Source organism: Mycobacteroides sp. H003 (genome assembly GCF_001440135.1).
GTDB lineage: Bacteria > Actinomycetota > Actinomycetes > Mycobacteriales > Mycobacteriaceae > Mycobacterium > Mycobacterium gwanakae.
Map to the genome: position 1 here is coordinate 1,463,831 of NZ_LJYL01000034.1, position 23,576 is coordinate 1,487,406.

Sequence of the window (23,576 nt, forward strand, 5' to 3'; positions counted from 1 at the left end):
GGACACTAATGTCTGATTTGAGAATAAGTCAATCATTTTGAGACAAATCATTCCGTAAGACGACACACCTTATCGATAGCCTGCGGCGTCGACTATTCTCAGCCGCATGGAGGACCCCGCGGAACCGCCGATCCGCATGGCAGACCGGCAGCGCGCTCGACGCAGCGAGCTCGTTAAAGAAGAGGTGGTGGAGGCTGCCCTGGCGGAATTCTCCGAGCGCGGGTACCACCAGACATCGATCGCGCATATCGCGGAACGGCTCGGCACCGGCCACTCGATGTTCTATCGATACTTCACCAACAAACGCGACATCCTCGAGCACGTGGTACAGCACGCCACCCAGCGCACCGTCGAAACACTCAGTCACACACTGCCCGGCCGCATTACGTCGCTCGACGAATTCCACGATTTTGCAGTGAATCTCGGACTTGCCTACATCGGGATGGTGGTGGCAGATCCCCGACTGTCGCGCTTGATGCTGCAACAGGGTGCCGCTGTGGATGCGGAGATGACCGCGCAGTTCTGCCAGGTGTTCGACGCCGGGGCTTCGGTTCTGGCTGGCCTATTACGTGACGGGATCGAATCTGGTTATGTCCGGCCGGGTATCGACGTCGAGGCCGTCGCTGATTCGGTGGCCGGCATCCCCCTGGGAATACTTGCCCGCTACGGGCACGACCCCGATCAGGACATTCTCGCATCACGCGTACGCGCAACCGCCGACCTCGTCTGCCGGGGGATCGCCCCCTAGCGGGAATACGCCGCTCCCGGTGAGCGTTTCCCGCCGCTGTGAACACATTCACCGTCGGTGATGCGACAGTCACACAGCTCACCGAACTTGCGGTGTGGCCGATCCCGCCACACGATTGGTATCCAGCCATCAGCGAGCAACAGCTCGCGTTCGCCCGAGCCACCTATGCACCGTCGGCCATCTCGGCAGATGGTGCCGATCTGATCTTCTCCATCCACAACTACCTCATCGAGCTGGGCGACACCGTCGTGGTGGTCGACACCTGCTCGGGCAATCACAAGAACCGGCCCTTGTTCCCAGACCTCCACATGCTCGATACCGACTACCTGACTCACCTCAAGCACGCGGGATTTGATCCCGAGGACGTCGACATCGTCATCAATACCCATCTCCATCTGGACCATTGCGGGTGGAACACCCGGCTGATCAACGACACCTGGCAGCCCACCTTTTCAAACGCCACGTACCTGTTCCACGCCACTGAGCTCAAATACATTCAGGCACAATGGGAGTCGTCTCCGGCAGGTGAGTGGGCCGAGGGGGGCGGCTGGGTCTATCAGGACAGTGTCCTTCCGGTCCTCGAACATTCTCCGCACCGCTTCGTCGCCCCGGGTCATCAAATCCACGCGCACGGTTCCACGCGCATCACCACCCTGGACACAGCCGGGCACACACCGGGGCACCTTGCCATCGAAATCAGTGCTCCGGGCACCGGTGTGATCATCTCCGGCGACGCGCTGCATCACCCCATGCAGGCCCAGTTTCCAGATCTGCCCTTTTTCGCGGACGCCGATCCTGTCGTGGGTACCGCTGCTCGTCGCGCACTGCTCGGACGCTGTGCCGACGAAAACTTGCGCTTGGTGACCGCCCACTTCCCCGCACATCTACCGATGGGTGTCCGCCGCAGCGGCACCACGTTCGAATGGACGAACCCTCCGGCCGGGCAATGAGCCCTGCCGCTAGAATGCGGCGCCCACCACCGGGCCGGCTCCCGCTGGTTGCGGAATCCGCACCGACTCCAGGAGTCGCTCCAACGCGGCCTCCACGTCGGCCTTCCAGCCGAGCCCGCTGTCAAGCTCCAACCGCAGTCGCGGGAAATGCTGGTGTGGTGCGACCACCGTGAAACCCACATCCTTCAGGAAGTCGACATCGATCATGCACTGCTCGATGGTGCACTCCCCCAGTACATCTGCCGCTTCCGAATGCCTAGCCAACGATCCTTCGCAAAGATCCAGCGCCTCGCTGGTCCGGCCGAAGGCCTCCAGCGCGCGCACACCGCGGCGCACTAACTCGGCGACCACATTGGCGATGATGCTGTGCGGCAATCCGTCTGACTCGTGACCCGGCTCCACACCCAAGGACGTCAGCAGGACTGCATCCGCGCTGACCGGGGCGGTTGGGAACAATTGCGCGCGAGGCACCACCCCGGGCGGGGCATACAACGCGTATCCCACCGTGGCGGGCCGGGACTGCGGGCCGGCTATTGCGACCTGACCGCATGACCCCCACTCGAGCATGACCATCGACAGCCATGCTTCCTTCTCGAACTCTGGGTCCGACAGGTGTTGGCTGTCTCCGACGGTAGCGGGGTCCACTTCCCAGAAGACACACCGCCGGGCGTGCTTGGGCAGCTGCTCGAAACCATCGAGCCGCAAAGGAACGATCCGAGCCGACACTGGTCTTGTACGCCTCCACGTCAGGTCCACATGGTGCACGGAACGCCTCGAGCGTCCGGCAACCCTTCAAGGATATGCGAAATTTCTGGTTTGGCACCCGGCGACCTTGCCGCGATACCTGGAATGCGCGGCCGGAGCCGTCGTTGTGCCGATGATTCCCCTGTGGAGCCGAAACTTCTTACTTGCCAAGCGTTTTCGCGCGGAGGCCGCGCTTCGCGGGTTTTCGCGTCACAGTGACGTTTCTCCCCCGTGGGCTAGGGCGTGGCTTCGCCGGACATCATGTCGACAATTCGCTGCAAATCTTCCACCGAGCCGAACTCGACGACGATCTTGCCCTTGCGCTTGCCCAGGCTCACCGTCACGCGGGTGTCGAAGGTACCCGACAAGCGCTCGGCGACATCCTGCAAGCCCGGCATCTGGATCGGCTTGCGCCGCGGCGCCGGCTTGGGAGCATCGCTGCGGTTCGCCAGCGTCACCGCTTCCTCTGCGGCCCGCACCGACATTCCCTCGGCCACGATCCGGGCGGCAAGCTCCTCCTGGGCCTCGGCTCCACCCTCAAGAGCGAGCAGCGCCCGCGCGTGGCCAGCCGATAGGACTCCCGCCGCGACCCTGCGCTGTACCGCGATCGGTAGGCGCAGCAGTCGGATCATGTTGGAGATCACCGGGCGCGATCGACCGATCCGGGACGCCAACTCTTCATGCGTCACTTCAAACTCATCGAGAAGCTGTTGGTACGCGGCCGCCTCTTCCAAAGGGTTCAGCTGTGCCCGGTGGATATTCTCCAGCAGCGCGTCTCGAAGCAGATTGTCGTCGGCCGTCTCCCGGACAATCGCCGGGATGGTGTCTAAACCGGCCTCCTGGGTAGCACGCCACCGCCGCTCCCCCATGACGAGTTGGTAGTCACCGCCCTCGACCGCACGCACCACGATCGGCTGCATCACACCGAACTCGCGGATGGAGTGGACCAACTCCGCGAGCGCCTCCTCGTCGAAGACCTGGCGCGGCTGCTTGGGGTTGGGCTTGATGGCCGTCACCGCGATCTCGCGGTACACCGCGCCGATATCGGTGGCCGGTGCAGACGGAGCCGCTGGGCCGCCGCCGATGATCACATCGGCGGCCGCGTCACCCAGGCGCGGGCCTGCGGGGGTGGGTGCACCATCCACCGGTGCCGTCGGGATCAGGGATGCCAGGCCTCGGCCGAGTCCGCCCTTACGCCGTGATGGTGGCGACTGACTCATCGGTTCCTTCTCCCTTTTTGCATCCGCTGTACGCACATGATCATCTTCTCGTAGTGCACGGCGCTCATTGTGGATCACTCGCCGACGGGCTCGGCCGCTGCGCGAGTTCGCGCGCGGCATCCAAGTAACTCAGGGCTCCCCGTGAACCCGGGTCGTATTCGAGGACGCTGGTTCCGTATCCCGGAGCCTCTGAGACCTTGACGCTACGCGGGATGACCGACCCCAACACCTTCGGACCGAAGTGGCTACGCACTTCGTCCGCCACCTGGTCGGCGAGCTTGGTCCTACCGTCGTACATGGTCAGCAGAATCGTCGACACATGCAGCGCGGGATTCAGGTGGGCCTGGACGAGTTCGATGTTGCGCAGCAGCTGACCGACGCCCTCCAGCGCGTAGTACTCACACTGGATCGGGATCAGCACCTCGTTCGCCGCCACGAGTGCGTTGACCGTCAGCAGGCCGAGCGAGGGCGGGCAGTCGATGAATACGAAGTCAAACGCGTCGGCGGGTAGCCCGGCGATCGCGCCACGCAGCCGGCCCTCACGAGCCACCATCGACACCAATTCGATCTCGGCACCGGCCAGGTCGATCGTCGCCGGAACGCAGAAGAGGTGCCCGCTCTGTGGACTGGATTGGATCGCGTCCTTGATGGGAATCTCACCGAGTAGGACTTCGTACGACGACGGGGTGCCCGCACGATGATCGGCACCCAGCGCGGTGCTCGCATTGCCCTGTGGATCGAGGTCAATCACCAGAACATTGAGACCCTGCATCGCCATCGCGGCGGCGAGGTTCACCGCTGTTGTGGTCTTGCCGACGCCACCCTTCTGGTTGGCGATCGTCAGCATCCGGCGATGCGCCGGCTTCGGAAGACGAACCGATCCTTGCTTGATCTGGGTGGCACGCTGAGCGGCTGCACCGATCGGAGTCTCCGACTCCTCAAAGTTCGCGGGCGAGCGGTGGCCGTCACCCGTTGCGCCGGTTTCACGTGAAACATCGTCGCTAGTCACTGTCGTCTCCTTGATCGGATGCTCATCGGCTCCGCTTCCGCGTACCGTCGCGGGAGCTTCCCCGTCGACGGCCTCCGTCGCATTCTTTCCGCCGCGCGACCACCACCGTGGTGGGCGGATCGAGGTACCGCGTGCCACACTGCACCACCCTCACATCGTCAGCGCCGAGCAGGCTCAGCGCACTACCGTACTGCTGCACTTCTTCATCGGCGCGATCGCCTTTGATCGCCAACATGCGTCCGCCGATCCGCGTCAACGGAAGGGACCACCGACCGATCTTGTCCAGTGCCGCGACCGCCCGAGACGTGACCGCGTCCGCCCCGCCAACCTCCGCGATAACACTTGGTTCCTCCGCCCGGCCGCGCACCACCGATACATTGGTGAGGCCCAGCCGCTCGATCATTTCACGGAGGAAGTCGGTGCGGCGCAGCATCGGCTCGACCAGAACGATATCGACGTCGGGGCGTGCGATACCCAACGGGACACCCGGCAGACCCGCGCCGCTTCCGACATCGATCACTCGCTCACCAGAGTCGAGTAACTCCCCCAGCGCGGCGCTATTGAGGATGTGGCGCTCCCACAATCGATCGGCCTCGCGTGGGCCAATCAGACCGCGCTCCACACCAATCGTCGCGAGTGCGTCAACGTAGTCGACCGCTAGAGGCAGCCGCTCGCCGAAGACCTCGGCTGCGGCCTCCGGCACCGGGAGGGTCTCGCCGTGTTTCACGTGAAACATTCCTCCCGGAGCGCGGCCACTGAATTACATGGATGGGATTTGGTGGCGACTAGTCGTGCAGGACGACGACACGACGCGAGGGCTCCACGCCCTCGCTCTCGCTGTGCACACCGTCGATTGCCGCAACGGCGTCGTGCACGATCTTGCGCTCGAAAGGAGTCATGGGCGCGAGCTCCTCGCGCTCACCGGACTCCAGCACCTGCTTGGCGATCTTGGTGCCCAGCGCCGCCAGCTCGTCGCGACGACGGCCGCGCCAGTTCGCGATATCCAGCATCAGGCGGCTGCGCTCACCGGACTTCTGCTGCACCGCCAGCCGGGTCAATTCCTGCAACGCGTCGAGCACCTCGCCCTTGCGGCCAACGAGCTTGGACAGGTCGCCCCCGCCGTCGATGCTCACGATCGCGCGGTCTCCCTCGACATCGAGGTCGATATCGCCATCGAAGTCCAGGACGTCGAGGAGCTCCTCGAGATAGTCGCCGGCGATCTCGCCTTCGGCAACCAGACGTTCCTCGAGATCCACCGTGCGCGTCTCACCCTCGGGTGCGGCGTCGACCTCGGCTGTGGTCTCTTCGGCTTGAGTGTCCAGATCGGTCATCGTTCTTCTCCCTCTGTCACGCCCGTGCAGAATCGCGGGCGGTTAGCGCTTGCGGCGACGATCGGGCCGAGCACCCGGCTTCGGGGTGCGGCTCGTCGTACCTGATCCATTGGTGGAGTCCGGGGAAGCCTGTCCCCCGGTGTCCTCGTCCGTGCCACCCGATTCCACAATCTCGGTGCTATCGGATTCGTCTGCTTGTTTCGCCGGCTGGTTCTTCCCGCCGCGCGTCGGCTTGGCACCTGGCTTCGGGGCATTCGCGGCCCGTCGCTCCAGATCCGCCTGCTTCTTCTCTTCTTCTTCCTTGGCGATGTGGTTGAAGACGTAGTGCTGCTGACCGAACGTCCAAATGTTGTTGGACACCCAATACAGGATGATGGCGATCGGCAGGAACGGACCACCCACGACCACACCGAGGGGGAACACGTACAGCGCCAACCGGTTCATGATCTGGGTCTGCGGGTTGGCCTGGGCCTCAGGACTCTGCCGCGCGATAGAGGCCCGGCTGTTGAAGTAGGTCGCGATACCCGCGATGACCATCAACGGTATCGAGACTCCCGCGACAGCCCACCTGTTGAACTCGGTGAACGCGTCCAGACCCGTCGTCTGAATCATCGTGGCGCCCAGCGGGGCGCCGAACAGGTTCGCGTCCAGGAAATTGGCCACGTCGCCGGCACTGAAAATGTAGTTACCCGTGGCACGGTTCGCCTCTACCGACATATGCACCTGACCGAAGCCACCGGTAGTTCTATTGAACGAACGCAGTACGTGGAACAGACCCAGGAACACCGGAATCTGGGCCAGCATCGGCAGGCAGCCAAGGATCGGATTGAAACCGTGCTCGCGCTGTAGCTTCTGCATCTCCAGTGCCATGCGCTGACGATCGTTCTTGTACTTCTTCTGCAGAGCCTTGATCTGTGGTTGCAGCTCCTGCATCTGCCGGGTGGTCCGAATCTGACGGACGAACGGCTTGTACAGAATCGCGCGGAGAGTGAACACGAGGAACATCACCGACAGCGCCCATGCGAAGAAGTTCTTGGGGCCCAGCAGGTACGCGAACAGCTTGTACCAAACCCACATGATCGCCGAGACGGGGTAATAGATGAACCCGAGACTGAACCAATCAAACATCCGCTGTACTCCTCCGCACGCTCACGTGCTCTACGTCTTCGTGCTTGGTATGGCGTTCAGGAATCGGATCCCATCCACCGTGGTGCCAGGGCCCGCACTTCAGTAAGCGGATCGTGGCCAACCAACCACCGCGGACCAGTCCGTGCACGGTCAACGCCTCGACCGCGTACTGGCTGCAGGTCGGCATAAACCGACAACTGGGCAGACGCATCGGCGAGACCCAGGTTTGATACAGGCGAATCAAGAAGATCACCGCGCGTGCGGGACGGCTTTTCATGGCTGCCGCTCTGGTGCGGGTTCCAACCGGTGTATCGACCGGTGGACTCCGTCTCGCAATTGCTGACGCAGACTCGCCGAGAGTGCCGTGCTGCTACTGGGCAGCGCTCTGATCACCATGCGATCCACGGGTTCAAGTGTGGGGAGCACCTCGGCGGCAACATGCCGGAGCCGACGAGACACCCGATGGCGCACTACCGCGCCGCCTACCGATTTCCCGACGATCAAACCGACCTTGGGACCCTCGACGTCGCCCGATGTGGAACCCACACAGCCACGTTGCAGATGAATCACCAAGTCCGCGTGGGCAGTTCGCACTCCACGCTTGACGGTCTGCCGGAATTCGGATGATTTGGTCATCCGGTGTCGAGTCGGTAACACCGACTACCTACCTGCGCCCGAAACTCAGGCGGTCAGTTCCTTGCGGCCCTTACGACGCCGAACCGCAATGATTGCGCGACCGGCACGGGTGCGCATGCGCAACCGGAAACCGTGGGTACGCGCGCGACGCCGATTGTTTGGCTGGAAGGTCCGCTTGCCCTTTGCCACCGCTACTACTCCTTTATGTCCGTCACGTGCTCAACTGACATCACTCACGCCGCCCGTTCACGACGCATGCAATGTGCTGAGACGCATCAGTCCGTTGGTACTGCTCACTCGCCACCGGCGCGGTGCCTACGGAATCTTGGGTTTCACCCCTGATGACGTGCGGGTCGCGGCCGTGCCGCCAACGTTCGGGCGACTGTTTGAGGGTACTGACCTGCTCGTCGCCGGTCAAACTGATCCCAACCGTCACACGCGTATCCCCTCTGCACAGCAGTCTGTCACCTTTACGAAAGTTGTCACCACAGTCACGGGATAGGTTGGCGGGGCGGCACAAAAACTGTTAGCTTCTGCGAATGCCGTTTCCACCGGGCGAATGCATCGGAACCACCCACGCGGGCCGATGCCGATCGCGGTCGGACACCGACTAGCCGGTCCCCCGGAACAGGTGATCCGACGTGATCTCCTGGTATGCGCACACTGACCACCGCAGGGGTGGTCTGCTTTGTTGTCCACAGGTGTGGATAACCGTGTGGAAACCCACGACCGATCATTGAAAAGGGGCTACTGTCGACGTGTCCCCTACTGCCAGAGAGATGCTCGCCGTTGACTGATGAACTGAATTCCCAGTTCACGGCGGTATGGAATACCGTCGTCGCAGAGCTCAATGGTGACGACAACCAATATTTGTCGAGTTTTCCGCCACTCACCCCCCAGCAGCGCGCCTGGCTCACATTGGTCAAGCCACTCACCATGGCCGAAGGTTTCGCACTGCTTTCGGTGCCGTCCAGCTTCGTACAAAACGAGATCGAGCGGCATCTGCGAGGACCCATCGTGGAGGCCCTTTCGCGTCGCCTCGGCGAGAACGTCGAACTGGGTGTGCGCATCGCGGCACCGGCTCCTGGCGAAGATTTGGAAGTCGCCGGCCCCACTCCCGAGCTCGAGGTCGATGAGGTCGACGAGACCACCGAGGCGCTTGCTAGCGCACACGAATCGTGGCCGTCGTACTTCATCAACCGTCCGGGCGGGGCCGACAAGGCCGAGACTCCTGACACGAGCCTCAATGCTCGCTATACCTTCGAATCTTTCGTCATCGGCGCATCCAACCGGTTCTCGCACGCGGCCGCCGTCGCAGTTTCCGAAGCTCCGGCCCGCGCGTACAACCCGTTGTTCATCTGGGGTGAATCCGGGTTGGGTAAGACGCATCTACTGCACGCCGCCGGGAACTACGCCCAGCGCCTGTTTCCCGGTATGCGCGTCAAGTACGTCTCCACCGAAGAGTTCACCAACGACTTCATCAATTCTTTGCGCGATGACCGTCGGGTCGCGTTCAAACGCAGCTACCGCGACATCGATGTGCTCCTGGTCGACGACATCCAGTTCATCGAGGGCAAGGAAGGTATCCAGGAGGAGTTCTTCCACACCTTCAACACCCTGCACAACGCCAACAAGCAGATCGTGATCTCCTCCGACCGGCCGCCGAAAGGCCTGGCCACTCTTGAGGACCGGCTGCGCACCCGCTTTGAGTGGGGCCTCATCACCGATGTTCAGCCTCCCGAACTGGAAACGCGGATCGCAATCCTGCGCAAGAAGGCACAGATGGACCGGCTGGATGTCCCCGATGACGTCTTGGAGCTGATCGCAAGCCGGATCGAACGCAATATCCGGGAACTTGAAGGTGCGCTCATCCGGGTGACAGCGTTCGCCTCGCTGAACAAGTCCCCCATCGAGCTGTCGCTGGCCGAGATTGTGCTGCGCGACCTCATCCCCGACTCAAACTCCATTCAGATCAGCGCCGCCACGATCATGGCGGTCACCGCGGAGTACTTCGACACCACCGTGGAAGAGCTTCGTGGCCCCGGCAAGACACGGGCGCTGGCGCAGGCACGGCAGATCGCCATGTACCTGTGCCGCGAACTCACGGACCTCTCGCTGCCCAAGATCGGCCAAACGTTTGGACGCGACCACACCACCGTCATGTATGCCGACAAGAAGGTTCGTGGCGAAATGGCGCAGCGGCGTGAGGTTTTCGATCACGTCAAGGAACTCACCGCCCGAATCCGCCAGCGTTCCCGGCACTGACCTAAGTCCTCCCCCACCCGGCCCCCGCGGCCGGGTTTTTTTGTCTCACCGCACCGCGCCGGGCTCTCAACACGTGCCCATTTCAAGACTTTTCAAGATTTTTCTCGATGATTTTTTGTCACCTCGTGTGGCTCACACGTCACATCCATACCAATCGAAGTTGTGCACAGGACTGTGGACTGCTGTGGGGGAAACCTACGATCGGTTGGGGGTTGCTGAACTAATGACATGTCCTCCACATCCGCGGGCCGCAACCCTCCCCGGAATCCACAAACTCCTGACAACCCCTACGGGCCTCTGTCGTGCGACAACACTTGTCTGTCCACAGATTCCACAGCACCTACTAATACTGCTTAGATCTCTATCTAATCTTTCTCTTGAAAAGCAGCTGTGTGGATGGACGCGTCAACAAGGACCGTCCAGCCGGTAACCCAGCGATGGACTTCAGGGATCGTCGGAGAGACCGATCCGCTTTCCCGATGCGTCGAAAGCATCTACGGTTGTGCTTCGGAAGTCGCATGGCCTGACGACTTCCCACGCCGAGTGACAGGACTTGTGCGCGGTACCCCGGTGACGTGCCGGGGGTCGTCCGATGCGCTGTCAACGCTGTCACCCGGGCGTGCCACGATGGCTATCACGGATTTTTGTGTGCAGACAGTCCGACCTGGACAACGAGGAAGCGAAGGGTATTCATGGATCTTGCGAGCCCCACTGCCGCAGACACCAGCCTGAAGTTCAGGGTCGCGCGCGACGACTTCGCCGATTCGGTGGCGTGGGTTGCGCGGAGTCTGCCCTCGCGGCCGACGGTTCCGGTCTTGGCAGGTGTGCTGCTGACCGCGCATGACACGGGTTTGACCCTCTCCGGCTTCGACTACGAGGTTTCCGCGCAGGTGCAGGTGCCGGCAGAGGTTGCCGCCTCCGGTAGTGCGCTGGTGTCGGGCCGACTTCTTTCGGATATCACCCGCTCGCTGCCCAATAAGCCCGTCGATGTGGCGTTGGAAGGCACTCGCCTGTTGATCAGCTGTGGAAGCGCGAAGTTCTCGCTGCCGAGCATGCCGGTCGAGGATTACCCGGCATTGCCCTCGCTGCCGGAGGAGACCGGTGCCCTGGGTTCGGAGGTGTTTTCCGAGGCGATCGGCCAGGTCGCGGTCGCTGCGGGTAAGGACGATACGCTCCCGATGCTGACCGGTATCCGGGTTGAAATCAACGGTGACACAGTGGTTTTGGCGGCAACAGACCGCTTCCGTCTGGCTGTTCGCGAGCTGAAGTGGACATCCGGATCAGGCGAGATCAGCGCCGCGGTGTTGGTTCCGGCCAAGACGCTGTCCGAGGCGGCAAAGTCTGCGTCCAGTGGATCAGACGTGCAGCTCGCGCTGGGTGCGGGTTCGGCGATCGGATCCGAAGGTCTGTTGGGCATCGTCAGCAACGGCAAGCGCAGTACGACTCGCCTGCTGGACGCCGAGTTCCCGAAGTTCCGGCAGTTGCTGCCGACCGAGCACACCGCACTGGCCACCGTCGGTATCGCCGAGTTGGTGGAAGCCATCAAACGTGTTGCGCTGGTTGCCGACCGTGGAGCGCAGATCCGGCTGGAATTCGAGCCGGGACTGCTGCGGTTGTCGGCAGGTGCCGATGATGTGGGCCGTGCCGAGGAAGAACTCGAAGTAGATTTCGTCGGTGAACCGCTGACCATCGCCTTCAATCCGACGTACCTGACCGATGGTCTGGGGTCGCTGCACTCGAATCGGGTGACTTTCGGCTTCACGACTCCCAGCCGTCCGGCCGTACTGCGTCCGGCGGAAGACGATCAAAGCTCGCCAGAAGGCCCCGGGCCGTTTACGGCAGCGCAAACTGACTATGTCTATCTATTGATGCCGGTGCGCCTGCCCGGCTAGGGCTCGCACCCCAATCGGTATAGGTACTGGTCATCGGAGGTTATAGGTCATGCAGCTGGGTTTGGTTGGACTGGGCAAGATGGGTTTCAACATGCGCGACCGGCTGCGCGCCGGTGGGCATGAGGTCATCGGATACGACCCACGCCCGGAGGTCACCGATGTGCCCTCGCTTAAAGGGCTGGCCGATGCCTTAGAGGCGCCTCGTGTGGTGTGGGTGATGGTGCCGTCGGGTCCGATTACCCAACAGACAATTGCTGAGCTCGCCGAGGAATTGTCCGAGGGCGACCTCGTGATCGACGGTGGTAACTCGAGGTTCACCGAAGACCAGCCGAATGCGGATCTGTTGGCGGCCAAGGGGATTGGATACATCGATGCGGGTGTATCCGGCGGGGTGTGGGGCAAGGAGAACGGCTACGGGCTGATGGTCGGGGGCAGCGACGCCGATGTGGCGCGGGTGTTGCCGATCTTCGACACGCTGCGTCCCGAGGGTGATCGTGCGGATGGCTTTGTACATGCCGGCCCGGTCGGCGCGGGTCACTACGCCAAGATGATTCACAACGGTATCGAGTACGGTCTCATGCATGCCTATGCCGAGGGGTACGAGCTACTGGCGGCCGAGCCGCTGATTACCGATGTGCAGGCCGTACTGCAGGCCTGGACCAAGGGCACCGTGGTGCGGTCATGGCTGTTGGATCTGCTCGCCAAGGCTTTGAAGGAAGATCCCGGCTTCGACGCGATTTCCGGATACACCGAAGACTCCGGAGAGGGACGTTGGACGGTCGAGGAGGCCATCAATCATCGGGTGCCCGCGCCGGTCATCGCCGCGTCGTTGTTCGCGAGATTTGCTTCGCGGCAGGAAGATTCACCTGCAATGAAGGCGGTCTCGGCGTTGCGTAACCAGTTCGGCGGCCACGCGGTCAAGCGCGTCGGTCTCTCCGGATAAGGGACGCGCGCGGACCGACGTGTACGTACGACAGCTGGGACTGCGAGACTTCCGGTCGTGGGAAAGAGTTGACCTGGAGCTCGAACCCGGGCGCACCGTGTTCGTCGGCCCCAACGGCTACGGCAAGACCAATCTTGTTGAGGCCCTTTGGTATTCGTCAACCCTGGGTTCGCACCGAGTCGCCACCGACGCTCCCCTGGTACGCAACGGTGCCGAAAGGGCGGTGGTGTCGACCATCGTCGTCAATGACGGCCGGGAACTGGCGATCGATCTGGAGATCGCGGCCGGGCGGGCGAACAAGGCACGGATAAACCGCTCCCCAGTGCGCAGCCCACGGGAGATCGTTGGAATTCTGCATGCCGTGCTGTTTGCACCCGAGGACCTGTCCTTGGTGCGCGGCGACCCGTCTGATCGACGCCGGTTTCTCGACGATCTGCTGATTCAGCGCCGTCCCCGGATGGCTGGTGTGCGTGCGGACTACGACAAGGTGCTCCGGCAGCGCACCGCGCTGCTCAAGACCGCAGGTGCGGCGTTGAGACAGCGGAATGATCAGAGTGTGCTGGATACCCTCGATGTGTGGAACGGGCACCTGGTTGCATACGGCGCCGAATTACTTTCTGCGCGTATCGAATTGGTGGGTGAGTTGCGGCCACTGGTGGAAAAGTCGTACCAGCTGCTGGCGCCCGCATCGCGGCTGGCCGATATCGCGTACCGCAGTAGCGTCGAGGGTGTCGACGGAGAACTTTCGGTGGAACGCCTTGCGGAGGCACTGCACGCCGGGCTGGCCGCCAAGAGGTCGGCAGAGATTGAACGCGGAGTCTGCCTGGTGGGTCCACACCGAGACGACCTGGAGCTGCGGCTCGGTGATGGGCCTGCGAAAGGCTTCGCCAGTCACGGGGAATCGTGGTCTTTCGCCTTGGCCCTGCGGCTTGCCGCCTTTGACCTGCTCCGTTCCGACGGCACCGACCCCCTGCTGATGCTCGACGATGTGTTCGCAGAACTCGATGGCGCCAGGCGGAGGTCGCTGGCCACTGTCGCGGCCGACGCGGAGCAGGTACTCGTGACGGCGGCGGTCCCCGACGACGTTCCCGAGGAATTGTCGGCGCGCACGGTTACCGTCGACGTACAGGAAGATCCTTCGGGACGAAAGTCGGTGGCGCATGAGTGAGGAAGAGGCCTGGCCGCCGGAGCATCTGGCCGGGGTTGCAGGGATGGATTTGGTGCGGCGGGTGCTCGAAGAGGCACGTGGCGCAGCCAAACAGCAAGGTAAAGACATCGGCAGAGGCGGCAGATCACCGCAGCAGCGTCGACGGGTCGCAGGAGGGCGCCGGACCTGGTCAGGTCCGGGCCCGGATGCGCGCGATCCGCAGCTGCTGGGAAGGGCGGCAGGAGATCTGGCCAATCGCCGGGGCTGGTCCCCGCGAGTCTCCGAAGGCGCGGTGTTCGGTCGGTGGGAGGCCGTCGTCGGCGAGCAGATTGCCGCACATGCGACCCCGACCGCCCTGAACGAGGGAGTACTGACAGTCTCGGCGGAGTCCACAGCCTGGGCGACGCAGCTGCGGCTGGTGCAGGCGCAGCTGCTAGCGAAGATCGCCGCGGCGGTGGGAGACGGGGTGGTGACGAGTCTGAAGATCTCCGGGCCGACCGCGCCCTCCTGGCGTAAGGGTCCCCGACATATCGCCGGACGCGGCCCGCGCGATACCTATGGTTGAGGGCTCATCGCCGCGTCGTGCCGTAGAACCGGCGTCTAGAGCGTCCTGACACGGCCTGATCCGAGATATGCGACGGACGGCGTAAATAGAGGGGATGAAACATGCCCTGAAGCTAGGTGCCGCCGGTACAGACCAGTAGGATGTTGGTAACACGGTTCGCTGGGTCTGTGGCCCGCGAGAGTCGTTACTTCCAGACAGGAGACAAAGTCGATCGTGGCTGCGCCGAAGAAGAGTGCCAAGAGCGAATACAGTGCCGACTCGATCACCATCCTAGAGGGGCTCGAAGCGGTCCGGAAACGCCCCGGCATGTACATCGGGTCCACCGGTGAACGCGGTCTGCACCATCTGATCTGGGAAGTTGTCGACAACTCCGTTGATGAGGCGATGGCCGGCTACGCCACCACCGTCGAGGTGACGATGCTTGAGGACGGCGGCATCCAGGTCAAGGACGATGGTCGCGGTATCCCGGTGGCCATGCATGCCTCCGGCATACCCACCGTTGACGTCGTCATGACCCAGCTGCACGCCGGCGGCAAGTTCGACTCGGATTCCTACGCGGTGTCGGGCGGTCTGCACGGTGTGGGTATCTCGGTGGTGAACGCGCTCTCGACCAAGGTCGAGCTGGAGATTCTGCGCGATGGCCACGAGTGGCAGCAGGTCTACACGGCCTCAGTGCCGGGCACATTGCAGCAGGGCGCGGCCACCAAGAAGACGGGCACCACGGTCCGATTCTGGGCGGATCCGGAGATCTTCGAGACCACTACCTACGACTTTGAGACGGTCGCCAGGCGCCTCCAGGAGCAGGCCTTCCTCAACAAGGGTCTGACCATCAAGCTCACCGACGAGCGTGTGAGTAACGCCGACGTGACCGACGAGGTGGTCAGCGACACCGCCGAGGCGCCTAAGAGCGCCGAGGAGCAGGCCGCGGAATCGGCTGCGCCGCATAAGGTTAAGAACCGCGTCTTCCACTACCCCGATGGCCTGGTCGACTTCGTCAAGCACATCAACCGCACCAAATCGGCCATCCACACCACCATCGTCGACTTCTCCGGAAAAGGTGAAGGCCACGAGGTCGAGATCGCGATGCAGTGGAATGCGGGCTACTCCGAGTCGGTGCACACCTTCGCCAACACCATCAACACCCACGAGGGTGGCACGCACGAAGAGGGATTCCGCGCTGCGCTCACGACGGTGGTCAACAAGTACGCCAAGGAGAAGAAACTTCTCAAGGAGAAGGACACCAACCTCACCGGTGATGACATCCGTGAGGGATTGGCAGCGGTCATCTCGGTAAAGGTCGGTGAGCCTCAGTTCGAGGGTCAGACCAAGACCAAGCTGGGTAACACCGAGGTCAAGTCCTTTGTGCAGAAGGTGTGCAACGAGCAGCTGCAGCACTGGTTCGACTCGAATCCTGCCGACGCAAAAACCGTTGTGAATAAGGCGGTTTCGTCGGCACAGGCGCGGATCGCGGCGCGCAAGGCGCGTGAGCTGGTCCGCCGCAAGAGCGCCACCGACATCGGTGGGCTGCCCGGCAAGCTGGCCGACTGCCGCTCCACCGATCCGTCGAAGTCGGAACTGTATGTGGTGGAGGGTGACTCGGCCGGTGGTTCGGCCAAGAGCGGCCGCGACTCGATGTTCCAGGCCATCCTGCCGCTGCGCGGCAAGATCATCAACGTTGAAAAGGCCCGTATCGACCGAGTTTTGAAGAACACCGAAGTCCAGGCGATCATCACCGCGTTGGGCACGGGTATCCACGACGAGTTCGATATTGCCAAGCTGCGGTATCACAAGATCGTGTTGATGGCCGACGCCGACGTTGACGGCCAACACATTTCGACGTTGCTGCTGACGTTGTTGTTCCGTTTCATGCGCCCGCTGGTGGAGCACGGCCACATCTTCCTGGCGCAGCCGCCGCTGTACAAGCTCAAGTGGCAGCGCAGCCAGCCGGAGTTCGCGTACTCCGACCGTGAGCGTGACGGGTTGATGGAGGCCGGGCTCAAGGCCGGCAAGAAGATCAACAAGGACGACGGCATCCAGCGCTACAAGGGTCTTGGTGAGATGGATGCCAAGGAACTGTGGGAGACCACCATGGACCCGTCCGTGCGTGTGCTGCGTCAGGTGACACTCGACGATGCGGCCGCGGCCGACGAGCTGTTCTCGATTCTGATGGGCGAGGACGTCGAGGCGCGCCGCAGCTTCATCACCCGAAACGCCAGGGACGTGCGCTTCCTCGACGTGTAGTGGTGCTCGCCCAACCGGCGAGGTAGTTGCGGATTCAATTTGATCTTGAATCTTTTGGCTCCGATGGAACCGATCCCGATGTTCTGCCGTCGTACGTACGAGTACGAAAAGCAGCCGGGAGGGATTGTCTAGATGGGTGAGAAGTTCAGTGTCGACATCGCAAAGCTCGCGGGTTTTGGTGGCGGCGTCGAGGATCTAGCCGGGTACCTGGGCAAGGTTCAGGGTTTAGTCGACGCAGAGGCTGGCCCAAAGGACGGCTGGGAAGGCCTCATGTCCCAGCTGAAGGGGCCGTTCGAGGCAACGAAAACCAAGACATCGCAGCGGTACGACAAGCGACAGGTCGCGATGTACATGACCGGCAATGAATTGATCTCGCTGGCTAACACCTACAAAGAACAAGAAAACAAATCCGGGGCCAGGATCCGGGCCGCCGCATCGCCGCTGCCTGGACATGATTCGAGGCGTGATGGCGATGCGACGACGACGGCTCCACACCTCGCGACAGGCGACACTCCCGACCTGACGGCGCCCGAGCACGAGGTGGCCGATGTGGTGTCGATTGTGCGGGAGAAGGCGGCATGGGTTGCTGATGCCGACGAGGCAATCCAGAAGGTCTCAGGATGGAGCCCGATCAACGACACGTTCGAAAAGCTCGTTGGCAACTGGGCCGAGTTGACCCGCATAGGCAACGTGTATGAGAAGGCCGGCAAGGGCATGGAGGGTGCGGGCAAATCACTTGAATCGATGACCAACCAGTCCAAGTCGCATTGGGATGGTAAAGCGGCCCAGGCCTTTGATGAATACGCGAAGAAGCTAAGCAAGGCACTCGAGGCCGAGGCCCCTCTGACGAAGGTCATCAAGGACTGCCTGGACGTGCTGGTGGAGCAGATCAAGAAGTTGATCAAAACCATCGTTGACATGGTGGTCGAAAAGCTGAAGCAGGAAGTCCAGATCGACAACTGGAAGGACGCCCTGAAGGTTCTAGCGAAGAAGATTCCGATCGCCGGAACCGCTTGGCAGGTGGAGCGTTTGGCCGCCATCCTCTACGAGGTTTTTCAGGAAGCCCAAAAGCTAGTCGACCAGGTCCAGAAGGCGGTTGACCTGGTGAAGTCTGTTATCGAGTTCTTCGAGGACCCGGCCGAGTATCTGAAAGCCAAGGGACAGGACGCGTTGAACAAGGCGGTGGATAACGCGCTGGGCAAGGCTGGTGTCGAGAGTGATGCTGCGAAGCAACTGGTCAAGGATCTGCCCGCGGCGGTGTTGGCAGCGCCGAGTTACCAGGCCGCACCCGGCGACGGCTATTCCGGCGGCACGGGGGGGTCGCCATGGGAGGATGGCAAGTGATGGAGATTCCACTCGACCCGGCGCTACAGGAACTGGTGCGTAAAGTCACCGATGGTGTTGCGGAGATGGAGGCTGTTCGACTGGCCGGTGAACGGTACATCGATACGCCGATTGAGCCGAGTTTTACCGAGCGCAGACAGGCTGCTCCCGAACCGCAAAAGCCTCCTACTCCAACAGATTTGGAGGAGGACGACTTCTATGCCTTCAAAGATCCGTTCGGTACGAACAAGCGGAAGTGATATGAGCAAAAGAGCATTGTTGGTTTCGGTCGCCGTAGTCGGGCTTCTCAGCGCCGGGTGCGGATCACAGAAGACCGAGGTCACTCGCACGCCTTCTTCGACGCCGTCTAGTTCAGCGGCTGCCACGACCACACAGTCATCCGAGACCAAAGACTCGGGATACCAGCCGTTTACCCCTACCACGGAGCCTTGCAGCCTCGTCGCGCCGGAACGTTTGGCCCCACAGGGTGTTACACCGATTAAGGCGCGTGCGATGGATGAAGACGGTACCGGTATCCAGCAATGCGACTACGAGGATGCGGGTGGGCAGGACGTGCTTAATGTGAAGCTCTTCAAGAATTCGACGGGCGCCGCTAATTTCCGGGCAATTCACCTCAGAATTCTGAAGTCCGAGGGCGCTGATATCTACGTCATGAAGGATGAACCGAGCGAGTGCGGTGTCGGGCTCTTAGGGCCAGAGGACAACATAGCCCAGTTTGAATTCGAGCCGGGCGAGGCAGCCGTCACTGCTGCCGCCTTGCCCGCCGGCCAGACATGGTGTGACTTCTCAGCGCCCGTGATCGCCGAGGCCAACAAGAAGTTGGGTTGGGCCAAGTAGCGCTAACGACTTTGGGTGACAAAGCAAGTCACTCAAATTCGTTCCAGCTCACTCGTATTTGACGTCCCAGCCGAGCTTTTTGTAGCGCTGCTTCTCACGTTCCTGCGCTTGCTTGTCGGCCTTCTCCTGCTCGCTCCAGTCGCCGATGACAGCTGGTGATGCCTTGGGTAGATCGCCCATGAACTCGTAGGTGTTGTCAAGGTTGATCAGGATAGCCGGGGTTTCGTGGTCGTCGTCCTCGTCGTGACCGCCCTTACCGTGGGCGCCCGCGCCTCCCATCATGCCCATGGGACCCATCGCGCCGCCGCGCACTCCGGCAGCGCCAACGGCGGCCGGGTTGGTGCCGGCCCCGCTGGTGGCTCCGCCGGGAAGTCCGCCGCCGGCGCGCAATGCGCTGGCGCCGCCAGCAGTTCCCGAGGCGAGGCCTGTCCCGCCGGCAGAACCTGAGGAGCCGTAACCGGCGGCGGTTGTCGCTCCTAGCGGGAGGCCGGAACCACCTGTGCCCGTACCGGTTCCAGATCCAAACGGTGAGCTTCCGCCAGCACCAGAACCCGAGCCAGCGCCTTGCCCACCGCCTGAGCCGCTGCCGGAACCTGAACCGGCGCCCTGCCCTTGTCCGCCCTGCCCCTCGCCGTTGGCGAGCTGGGGCTTGGTGTCCTTATTGGCCAGGCCGTCGGTGCCGCCGCCCGGGGACTGCAGATTGCTACCAGACCCACCACCCGAGTTGCCGCCGCCGCCACCGCCGCCCCCGCCGGATCCCTGAGGCATCGAGCCCATCGGAGAACCTTGCTTGGCCTCATCAACCTCGGGCCTATCGACACTGAGCGGTTCGGTATAGAGGCGCTGCGCCTCGGCCCGAACGGCTTCTAGAAGCTTTTGCTTGGCGTCCTTATCGGTGTTGTCGGGCGGTACGGGGTACATCTGTGGCACACGGCCCGCGTTAGATAGGCAGGCGCTGTCTTGCGACAGGGCATTTTGCAGCTTCCCGGCCTTGGTGGGAATTCCATCAGGAGCCTGTAGCTCCTTGTACTTGTCGTCGAACGATTGTTTAGCTGCTTCTGGCCCGTCGCCGGTCCAGACTCGTTGCATGGTTTCAGATGCCTTCGAATAGTGCTCTGCCGCGTCAGACACCTTGCTGTAGATATCGCTCCACGATTGAGCTAAACCCCAGGCGTTATCGGGTACCAGCTGACTGAGCTTTGCCACGATTTCGGCATGCGACATGCCGTCCCATCCGTCACCGGACATACGTACGCCCCTTTCGCGTCATTTCGGAAGCTTTCCCGCAGTGTCCGTTGCGATCTCGATGGCCTTCACGCAAGGATCGGGGATTGCCCTCTTAGCTTTAGGACTATCGACCGCAACCAGGGAGGCAACGACTGATCGTTCGGATGGAAGCTGTGCTGAGCAGAAACTGTTATCGGTTTGACCTAGGCGATGCGTCGAACCCTGTAGCCCAGCGATAGTGACCGGCTGGGCGTCGGGGTAGTTGTTGGTATCTAGATATTCGGAGATCGAACGGTTGATCACCAACTGTTGTAGGCGCCACCCGTCGCCCTTCCAGCTGCAGCCGCGTTGAAGTTGATCACTGACGTCCTGGACGGTGGAAGGATCGAGCCCCCATTTGGTCAACTCCGCCGCACTATAGGCAAGGCAGGGGTCGAAGGTAGTCCCATCGCTGTTGTGGTTGGGAGGCGGGTGGGGACCAGGAAGGGTGTTGGTCACTGTCGTCGATGAAGCCGCGGCGCTCGAAGATGTTCCGCTGGCCGTGACCGCATCTCCGGACACGGGGCCGCCACAGCCCGCGACCGTCAGGGAGACAGCCGACAGCAATGCGAGTCGGTGAGCGCGTGTCATTTGTACTCGATCGTCATCTTGTGATCGAAGATGCGGCCGGCGTTATAGGCCTCCATGTTGTTGTACAGAAGTTCCATCGCCAGCACGTGGTCAATCTTGTCTTGGCAGTCTTTCTGGAGATCAGCCAGGCGGGTCCTCATCTCGGGGGACTGTTTTCGATAGTGGTTCATGGCGTCTTCGCCGGTCGGGAGCGCTCCGAAGCCCTCGACGTTGCCAAGCTTCTCAGTGATCGCTAGTGCCTCGGTGATCAAATCCAAAGCAGGGAGTAGTTCCTTGGCCACGGTTTGGCCAGCCTTCTCCTCCATGTGCAGCACCTTGCCCGCATCGTTGGCCGCACTCCGCTGCGCGTTTGGGTCCATCCCGCCCAGATCGAAGTCGTATTTCTTATCCGTCATGCTCCGCCTCCAGAAACCTGCTCTCAAATGGATACGACGCCCCTACCCCAGGTTCGGTTCCATCTTTCCTGAACTTTCTTCGGCGGAGTCCGGGAGGGGTGTACCTCGCCGGGTACCTGGGAAGAAAACGCCAGACCAGGAGCCTATTGCTAGGCGAAGCTTTAGCCCTGACGTGAGGGGTCGCCACCGAGCCCGGAGGCGGTCCGGTCGTCGGTCGCGATGAATGCAGTGCTGGTCAGCCGAAGCTTGTCGCGATAGTCATCGCAACGGGCCCCGTCACCGGTTATCAGTCCGGCCAGCCGCTCGACGGCGGGTCCGATGTCGGCCATCTGGTCGGCATAGTGAGAGCCAAAGGTCTCGGCGCGCAGCTCGCAGGACCTCACCTTGTCCCCCTGGGCTCGCAGACCCTCGGCGGCACGTCCCCATACGCCCGCCAAACTCTCGACACCGTCAGAGTCGATGTACGTCATAAGAACGACCCTTCTTAGTTTCAACTACCTATTCGGACGCAGGTCCGCGTGAATCGGTTCCATGAGTTTTGGATGGATTACAGCCCCGGGCAGGTGGCGGTGAGCTCGACGGGGTGGGGCTCGTCGTACGACTTGTTCTGGTAGATCCGATACAGGTTGGCCTTGACGTGAAGGATGTTGCCTTCTTTGGCCACCGAGGCATCGGCGGGAACGCGGGTGGTGTAGTTGAACAGGGCGCCGCCCACGTAGCCGTGAAGTACGGCATCATCTTTCACCTCGAAGGTGAGGGTGTTACCGAGTTTGCCTAAGCCCGGCTTGACCGCAATCTTCAACGAGCCGTTCGGTTCTCGGATGCAAGAGGCGGCATCGGTGCCGTCGACCAGGACTCGGCCGTCCACTGTGGCGTTCACGCGCGGTCCCTTGGGGTCGGGCGTGGGAGGCAGGGGTGGTGCCGACGGCTGCTGTGGATGGGGGTAGGCGGGGCATGTTGCCGTGACGGTAAACGGAATCGGCTTAGGCTCACCCGGGTCGAGATTTAGGAACACCACACCGGAAACGTTGTAGGTCGAGCCCTGCACCACCACGGTGGGAGGTGATGGCAGATGGGACCACGTTTTCCACAGGTACATGCCACCGTCCGGCGCACCGATGCTGATCTCGTTCACGGTGGATGTCCCGGTGTCCAGCCGCAAGCTCAGTGAACTCGCTTGTGGTGCAGTGCTAAAGCCGATTGTGGTCTCTTCGGTAAAGCCGAGACAGACCGGGTCGCTGAACGTCAGCGGATGTCCGTCGAGGGTGGCTTCGATGGTGGCCGGGCCGCGAGGGAAATTGGGAGGCAGGGGTGCCGTAGTGGTCGAGACCGGCACCACCGCCGATGTCGCGGTGGGCGTATCGGCCGGCGGCTTCGGATCGCACGCGGTAGCGGGCAGCCCGACGAGCAATGCCAGGAGGATTCCCAAGGTCCTTTTCGTGGCCGGGCTAGCGCTCAGTCCCGAGATCCGTAACATCAGGGCCCCCTCAATTGATCTGGCTATCAGAGTTTTTCGCTTGCGTGGCCGCCGACGGATCATGCGGCGCAGGCACCCCCGCGCCGGATGGACTGCAGTGCGGATAGCGGAATACGGGGCTGCCACGCTGCGGAGTGAACCGGCCCCATACGTTCGGCGGGCATGACGAGCACGAGGTCGTCGCCGTCGAGGTACCAGGCCTTGTAGTCGCCGCTGTAGCCGCCGTGATCGGGCCGGGGTTCGAACTCGCCGATACTGAATTGGGGGGTCTTGTCCAGGGCGGCCGCCTGCTCCACGTAAGGGCGCACGAGCGGCGGGAGCGCGGTCAGCGGATCGACACCCGGGCAGAACAGGTCCGCGAGCTCGAGTTGCCTTTTGTTCGTCTGGTCGAAAGTGAAGGTGACCACCGCATCGTTGGGGTGCGGCGTTCCGGTGACGAACCAATCTTCTGTGAAGACGACGGACACGGTGTGCGGAGACTTGTAGGTCTTGTAGCCCAGGCTCGCTTCGCTGTTTTGCGTGAGGTTGTCATTCGGGTGGCCGAATTTGTTGAAGAAGCCGGTGAGGAATTGGCGAAGCACCGGCCCGGCGACTGGGTCTTCCAGCAGGTTAATGGGATAGGTGGCTTGAACTTTCGCCGTGGTGTTCTTTGCGTTCGTGCCCGTAAGCGCGCAGCTTTCCTTGGAGCCGTCCCACGTGCCACCCACGTCCGTGCACAGGTCTGTCGGCGGCGCAGCGGTTGCGGGGCTTTGCACTGGGCTGGCGGTGGAGCAGGCTGCCAGCGCCAGAAGAAGTGCTGCGAGCGGGCGTAGTTTCCGGACGGTCATCGTCGCCATGGTGTTCCTTC

26 protein-coding genes and 1 pseudogene are annotated in these 23,576 nt (G+C 62.2%); 12 read left to right on the forward strand and 15 right to left on the reverse strand.

Features of this window, described 5'->3' with window-relative positions:
- The first annotated feature begins 106 nt into the window (after positions 1-106).
- Together AOT87_RS27020 and AOT87_RS27025 are read left to right on the forward strand one after the other, a co-directional pair.
- On the forward strand, positions 107-748 hold the full coding sequence (locus AOT87_RS27020) for a TetR/AcrR family transcriptional regulator (protein WP_057968873.1): 642 nt from the start codon (positions 107-109) through the stop codon (positions 746-748).
- 38 nt (positions 749-786) lie between these two features.
- Positions 787-1,698 (forward strand): MBL fold metallo-hydrolase, encoded by a 912-nt coding sequence (locus AOT87_RS27025; RefSeq protein WP_057968874.1) that lies wholly within the window; start codon positions 787-789, stop codon positions 1,696-1,698.
- 9 nt (positions 1,699-1,707) lie between these two features.
- On the opposite strand, the gene AOT87_RS27030 is transcribed toward AOT87_RS27025, so the two are convergent.
- From AOT87_RS27030 to rpmH, 9 genes are all read right to left on the reverse strand, one after another.
- The gene (locus AOT87_RS27030) at positions 1,708-2,424 is read right to left on the reverse strand and encodes a hypothetical protein (protein ID WP_057968875.1); all 717 of its coding nucleotides are present in this window, start codon (positions 2,422-2,424) and stop codon (positions 1,708-1,710) included.
- A 254-nt stretch (positions 2,425-2,678) separates the two neighbouring features.
- On the reverse strand, positions 2,679-3,662 hold the full coding sequence (locus AOT87_RS27035; protein ID WP_057968876.1) for a ParB/RepB/Spo0J family partition protein: 984 nt from the start codon (positions 3,660-3,662) through the stop codon (positions 2,679-2,681).
- Between the two features lie 64 nt (positions 3,663-3,726).
- Entirely contained in the window at positions 3,727-4,671 is a 945-nt protein-coding gene (locus AOT87_RS27040; RefSeq protein WP_057968877.1) for a ParA family protein, read from the reverse strand.
- Between the two features lie 22 nt (positions 4,672-4,693).
- On the reverse strand, positions 4,694-5,407 hold the full coding sequence (gene rsmG, locus AOT87_RS27045) for a 16S rRNA (guanine(527)-N(7))-methyltransferase RsmG (RefSeq protein WP_057968878.1): 714 nt from the start codon (positions 5,405-5,407) through the stop codon (positions 4,694-4,696).
- A gap of 49 nt (positions 5,408-5,456) precedes the next feature.
- Complete coding sequence (locus AOT87_RS27050; RefSeq protein ID WP_057968879.1) at positions 5,457-6,002, reverse strand: protein jag; 546 nt, start codon at positions 6,000-6,002, stop codon at positions 5,457-5,459.
- 42 nt (positions 6,003-6,044) lie between these two features.
- The gene (gene yidC / locus AOT87_RS27055; RefSeq protein ID WP_030097693.1) at positions 6,045-7,130 is read right to left on the reverse strand and encodes a membrane protein insertase YidC; all 1,086 of its coding nucleotides are present in this window, start codon (positions 7,128-7,130) and stop codon (positions 6,045-6,047) included.
- Positions 7,123-7,407, reverse strand: a complete 285-nt coding sequence (gene yidD / locus AOT87_RS27060; protein WP_057980052.1) for a membrane protein insertion efficiency factor YidD — start codon at positions 7,405-7,407, stop codon at positions 7,123-7,125. The genes yidC and yidD overlap by 8 nt, the downstream gene beginning before the upstream one ends.
- A complete protein-coding gene (gene rnpA / locus AOT87_RS27065; protein ID WP_081343020.1) occupies positions 7,404-7,787 on the reverse strand; it encodes a ribonuclease P protein component in 384 nt (127 codons plus the stop codon). The genes yidD and rnpA overlap by 4 nt, the downstream gene beginning before the upstream one ends.
- 24 nt (positions 7,788-7,811) lie before the next feature.
- Positions 7,812-7,955, reverse strand: coding sequence for a 50S ribosomal protein L34 (gene rpmH / locus AOT87_RS28170; protein ID WP_030097696.1), 144 nt, complete (start codon positions 7,953-7,955; stop codon positions 7,812-7,814).
- 73 nt (positions 7,956-8,028) lie between these two features.
- Here rpmH and AOT87_RS27070 point away from each other — a divergent pair.
- From AOT87_RS27070 to AOT87_RS28925, 10 genes and pseudogenes are all read left to right on the forward strand, one after another.
- Positions 8,029-8,433: pseudogene (locus AOT87_RS27070) on the forward strand (hypothetical protein).
- A gap of 122 nt (positions 8,434-8,555) precedes the next feature.
- Entirely contained in the window at positions 8,556-10,031 is a 1,476-nt protein-coding gene (gene dnaA, locus AOT87_RS27075; RefSeq protein ID WP_057968880.1) for a chromosomal replication initiator protein DnaA, read from the forward strand.
- Positions 10,032-10,723: 692 nt separating this feature from the next.
- Complete coding sequence (gene dnaN, locus AOT87_RS27080; protein ID WP_030097699.1) at positions 10,724-11,923, forward strand: DNA polymerase III subunit beta; 1,200 nt, start codon at positions 10,724-10,726, stop codon at positions 11,921-11,923.
- Between the two features lie 49 nt (positions 11,924-11,972).
- Entirely contained in the window at positions 11,973-12,866 is an 894-nt protein-coding gene (gene gnd / locus AOT87_RS27085) for a phosphogluconate dehydrogenase (NAD(+)-dependent, decarboxylating) (RefSeq protein ID WP_057968881.1), read from the forward strand.
- A gap of 19 nt (positions 12,867-12,885) precedes the next feature.
- The gene (gene recF / locus AOT87_RS27090) at positions 12,886-14,034 is read left to right on the forward strand and encodes a DNA replication/repair protein RecF (protein WP_057968882.1); all 1,149 of its coding nucleotides are present in this window, start codon (positions 12,886-12,888) and stop codon (positions 14,032-14,034) included.
- Positions 14,027-14,578: a DUF721 family protein gene (locus tag AOT87_RS27095; RefSeq protein WP_030097702.1), complete on the forward strand. Its 552-nt coding sequence runs from the start codon at positions 14,027-14,029 to the stop codon at positions 14,576-14,578. Before recF ends, AOT87_RS27095 begins: the two co-directional genes overlap by 8 nt.
- 213 nt (positions 14,579-14,791) lie before the next feature.
- Entirely contained in the window at positions 14,792-16,819 is a 2,028-nt protein-coding gene (gyrB, locus tag AOT87_RS27100) for a DNA topoisomerase (ATP-hydrolyzing) subunit B (protein WP_030097703.1), read from the forward strand.
- A 132-nt stretch (positions 16,820-16,951) separates the two neighbouring features.
- Positions 16,952-18,163, forward strand: a complete 1,212-nt coding sequence (locus tag AOT87_RS27105; RefSeq protein ID WP_057969839.1) for a hypothetical protein — start codon at positions 16,952-16,954, stop codon at positions 18,161-18,163.
- Positions 18,163-18,402, forward strand: a complete 240-nt coding sequence (locus AOT87_RS27110; protein ID WP_057969838.1) for a hypothetical protein — start codon at positions 18,163-18,165, stop codon at positions 18,400-18,402. Before AOT87_RS27105 ends, AOT87_RS27110 begins: the two co-directional genes overlap by 1 nt.
- Before the next feature lie 253 nt (positions 18,403-18,655).
- Positions 18,656-19,000, forward strand: coding sequence for a hypothetical protein (locus tag AOT87_RS28925; RefSeq protein WP_057969837.1), 345 nt, complete (start codon positions 18,656-18,658; stop codon positions 18,998-19,000).
- 48 nt (positions 19,001-19,048) lie between these two features.
- Here AOT87_RS28925 and AOT87_RS27120 read toward each other — a convergent pair whose 3' ends face one another.
- The 6 genes from AOT87_RS27120 to AOT87_RS27140 all read right to left on the reverse strand — a co-directional run bounded on the left by AOT87_RS27120 (position 19,049) and on the right by AOT87_RS27140 (position 23,565).
- Positions 19,049-20,248, reverse strand: a complete 1,200-nt coding sequence (locus tag AOT87_RS27120; protein WP_057969836.1) for a hypothetical protein — start codon at positions 20,246-20,248, stop codon at positions 19,049-19,051.
- A gap of 18 nt (positions 20,249-20,266) precedes the next feature.
- Positions 20,267-20,857, reverse strand: a complete 591-nt coding sequence (locus AOT87_RS28175) for a DUF3558 family protein (protein WP_057970272.1) — start codon at positions 20,855-20,857, stop codon at positions 20,267-20,269.
- Positions 20,854-21,252: a hypothetical protein gene (locus AOT87_RS27125; RefSeq protein ID WP_057969835.1), complete on the reverse strand. Its 399-nt coding sequence runs from the start codon at positions 21,250-21,252 to the stop codon at positions 20,854-20,856. Before AOT87_RS27125 ends, AOT87_RS28175 begins: the two co-directional genes overlap by 4 nt.
- A gap of 161 nt (positions 21,253-21,413) precedes the next feature.
- Positions 21,414-21,722: a hypothetical protein gene (locus AOT87_RS27130; protein WP_057969834.1), complete on the reverse strand. Its 309-nt coding sequence runs from the start codon at positions 21,720-21,722 to the stop codon at positions 21,414-21,416.
- 77 nt (positions 21,723-21,799) lie between these two features.
- Positions 21,800-22,681, reverse strand: a complete 882-nt coding sequence (locus AOT87_RS27135; RefSeq protein ID WP_131727339.1) for a lipoprotein LpqH — start codon at positions 22,679-22,681, stop codon at positions 21,800-21,802.
- Positions 22,682-22,788: 107 nt separating this feature from the next.
- Entirely contained in the window at positions 22,789-23,565 is a 777-nt protein-coding gene (locus AOT87_RS27140; RefSeq protein ID WP_057969832.1) for a DUF3298 domain-containing protein, read from the reverse strand.
- Positions 23,566-23,576 lie beyond the last annotated feature (11 nt).

Coding starts and splice junctions, on each gene's coding strand:
- AOT87_RS27020 (WP_057968873.1), top strand. CDS start 107: ATGGAGGACCCCGCGGAACCGCCGATCCGCATGGCAGACCGGCAGCGC.
- AOT87_RS27035 (WP_057968876.1), bottom strand. CDS start 3,662: ATGAGTCAGTCGCCACCATCACGGCGTAAGGGCGGACTCGGCCGAGGC.
- rsmG (WP_057968878.1), bottom strand. CDS start 5,407: ATGTTTCACGTGAAACACGGCGAGACCCTCCCGGTGCCGGAGGCCGCA.
- AOT87_RS27050 (WP_057968879.1), bottom strand. CDS start 6,002: ATGACCGATCTGGACACTCAAGCCGAAGAGACCACAGCCGAGGTCGAC.
- yidC (WP_030097693.1), bottom strand. CDS start 7,130: ATGTTTGATTGGTTCAGTCTCGGGTTCATCTATTACCCCGTCTCGGCG.
- yidD (WP_057980052.1), bottom strand. CDS start 7,407: ATGAAAAGCCGTCCCGCACGCGCGGTGATCTTCTTGATTCGCCTGTAT.
- dnaN (WP_030097699.1), top strand. CDS start 10,724: ATGGATCTTGCGAGCCCCACTGCCGCAGACACCAGCCTGAAGTTCAGG.
- gnd (WP_057968881.1), top strand. CDS start 11,973: ATGCAGCTGGGTTTGGTTGGACTGGGCAAGATGGGTTTCAACATGCGC.
- AOT87_RS27095 (WP_030097702.1), top strand. CDS start 14,027: ATGAGTGAGGAAGAGGCCTGGCCGCCGGAGCATCTGGCCGGGGTTGCA.
- AOT87_RS27105 (WP_057969839.1), top strand. CDS start 16,952: ATGGGTGAGAAGTTCAGTGTCGACATCGCAAAGCTCGCGGGTTTTGGT.
- AOT87_RS27110 (WP_057969838.1), top strand. CDS start 18,163: ATGGAGATTCCACTCGACCCGGCGCTACAGGAACTGGTGCGTAAAGTC.
- AOT87_RS28925 (WP_057969837.1), top strand. CDS start 18,656: ATGGATGAAGACGGTACCGGTATCCAGCAATGCGACTACGAGGATGCG.
- AOT87_RS27120 (WP_057969836.1), bottom strand. CDS start 20,248: ATGTCCGGTGACGGATGGGACGGCATGTCGCATGCCGAAATCGTGGCA.
- AOT87_RS28175 (WP_057970272.1), bottom strand. CDS start 20,857: ATGACACGCGCTCACCGACTCGCATTGCTGTCGGCTGTCTCCCTGACG.
- AOT87_RS27125 (WP_057969835.1), bottom strand. CDS start 21,252: ATGACGGATAAGAAATACGACTTCGATCTGGGCGGGATGGACCCAAAC.
- AOT87_RS27130 (WP_057969834.1), bottom strand. CDS start 21,722: ATGACGTACATCGACTCTGACGGTGTCGAGAGTTTGGCGGGCGTATGG.
- AOT87_RS27140 (WP_057969832.1), bottom strand. CDS start 23,565: ATGGCGACGATGACCGTCCGGAAACTACGCCCGCTCGCAGCACTTCTT.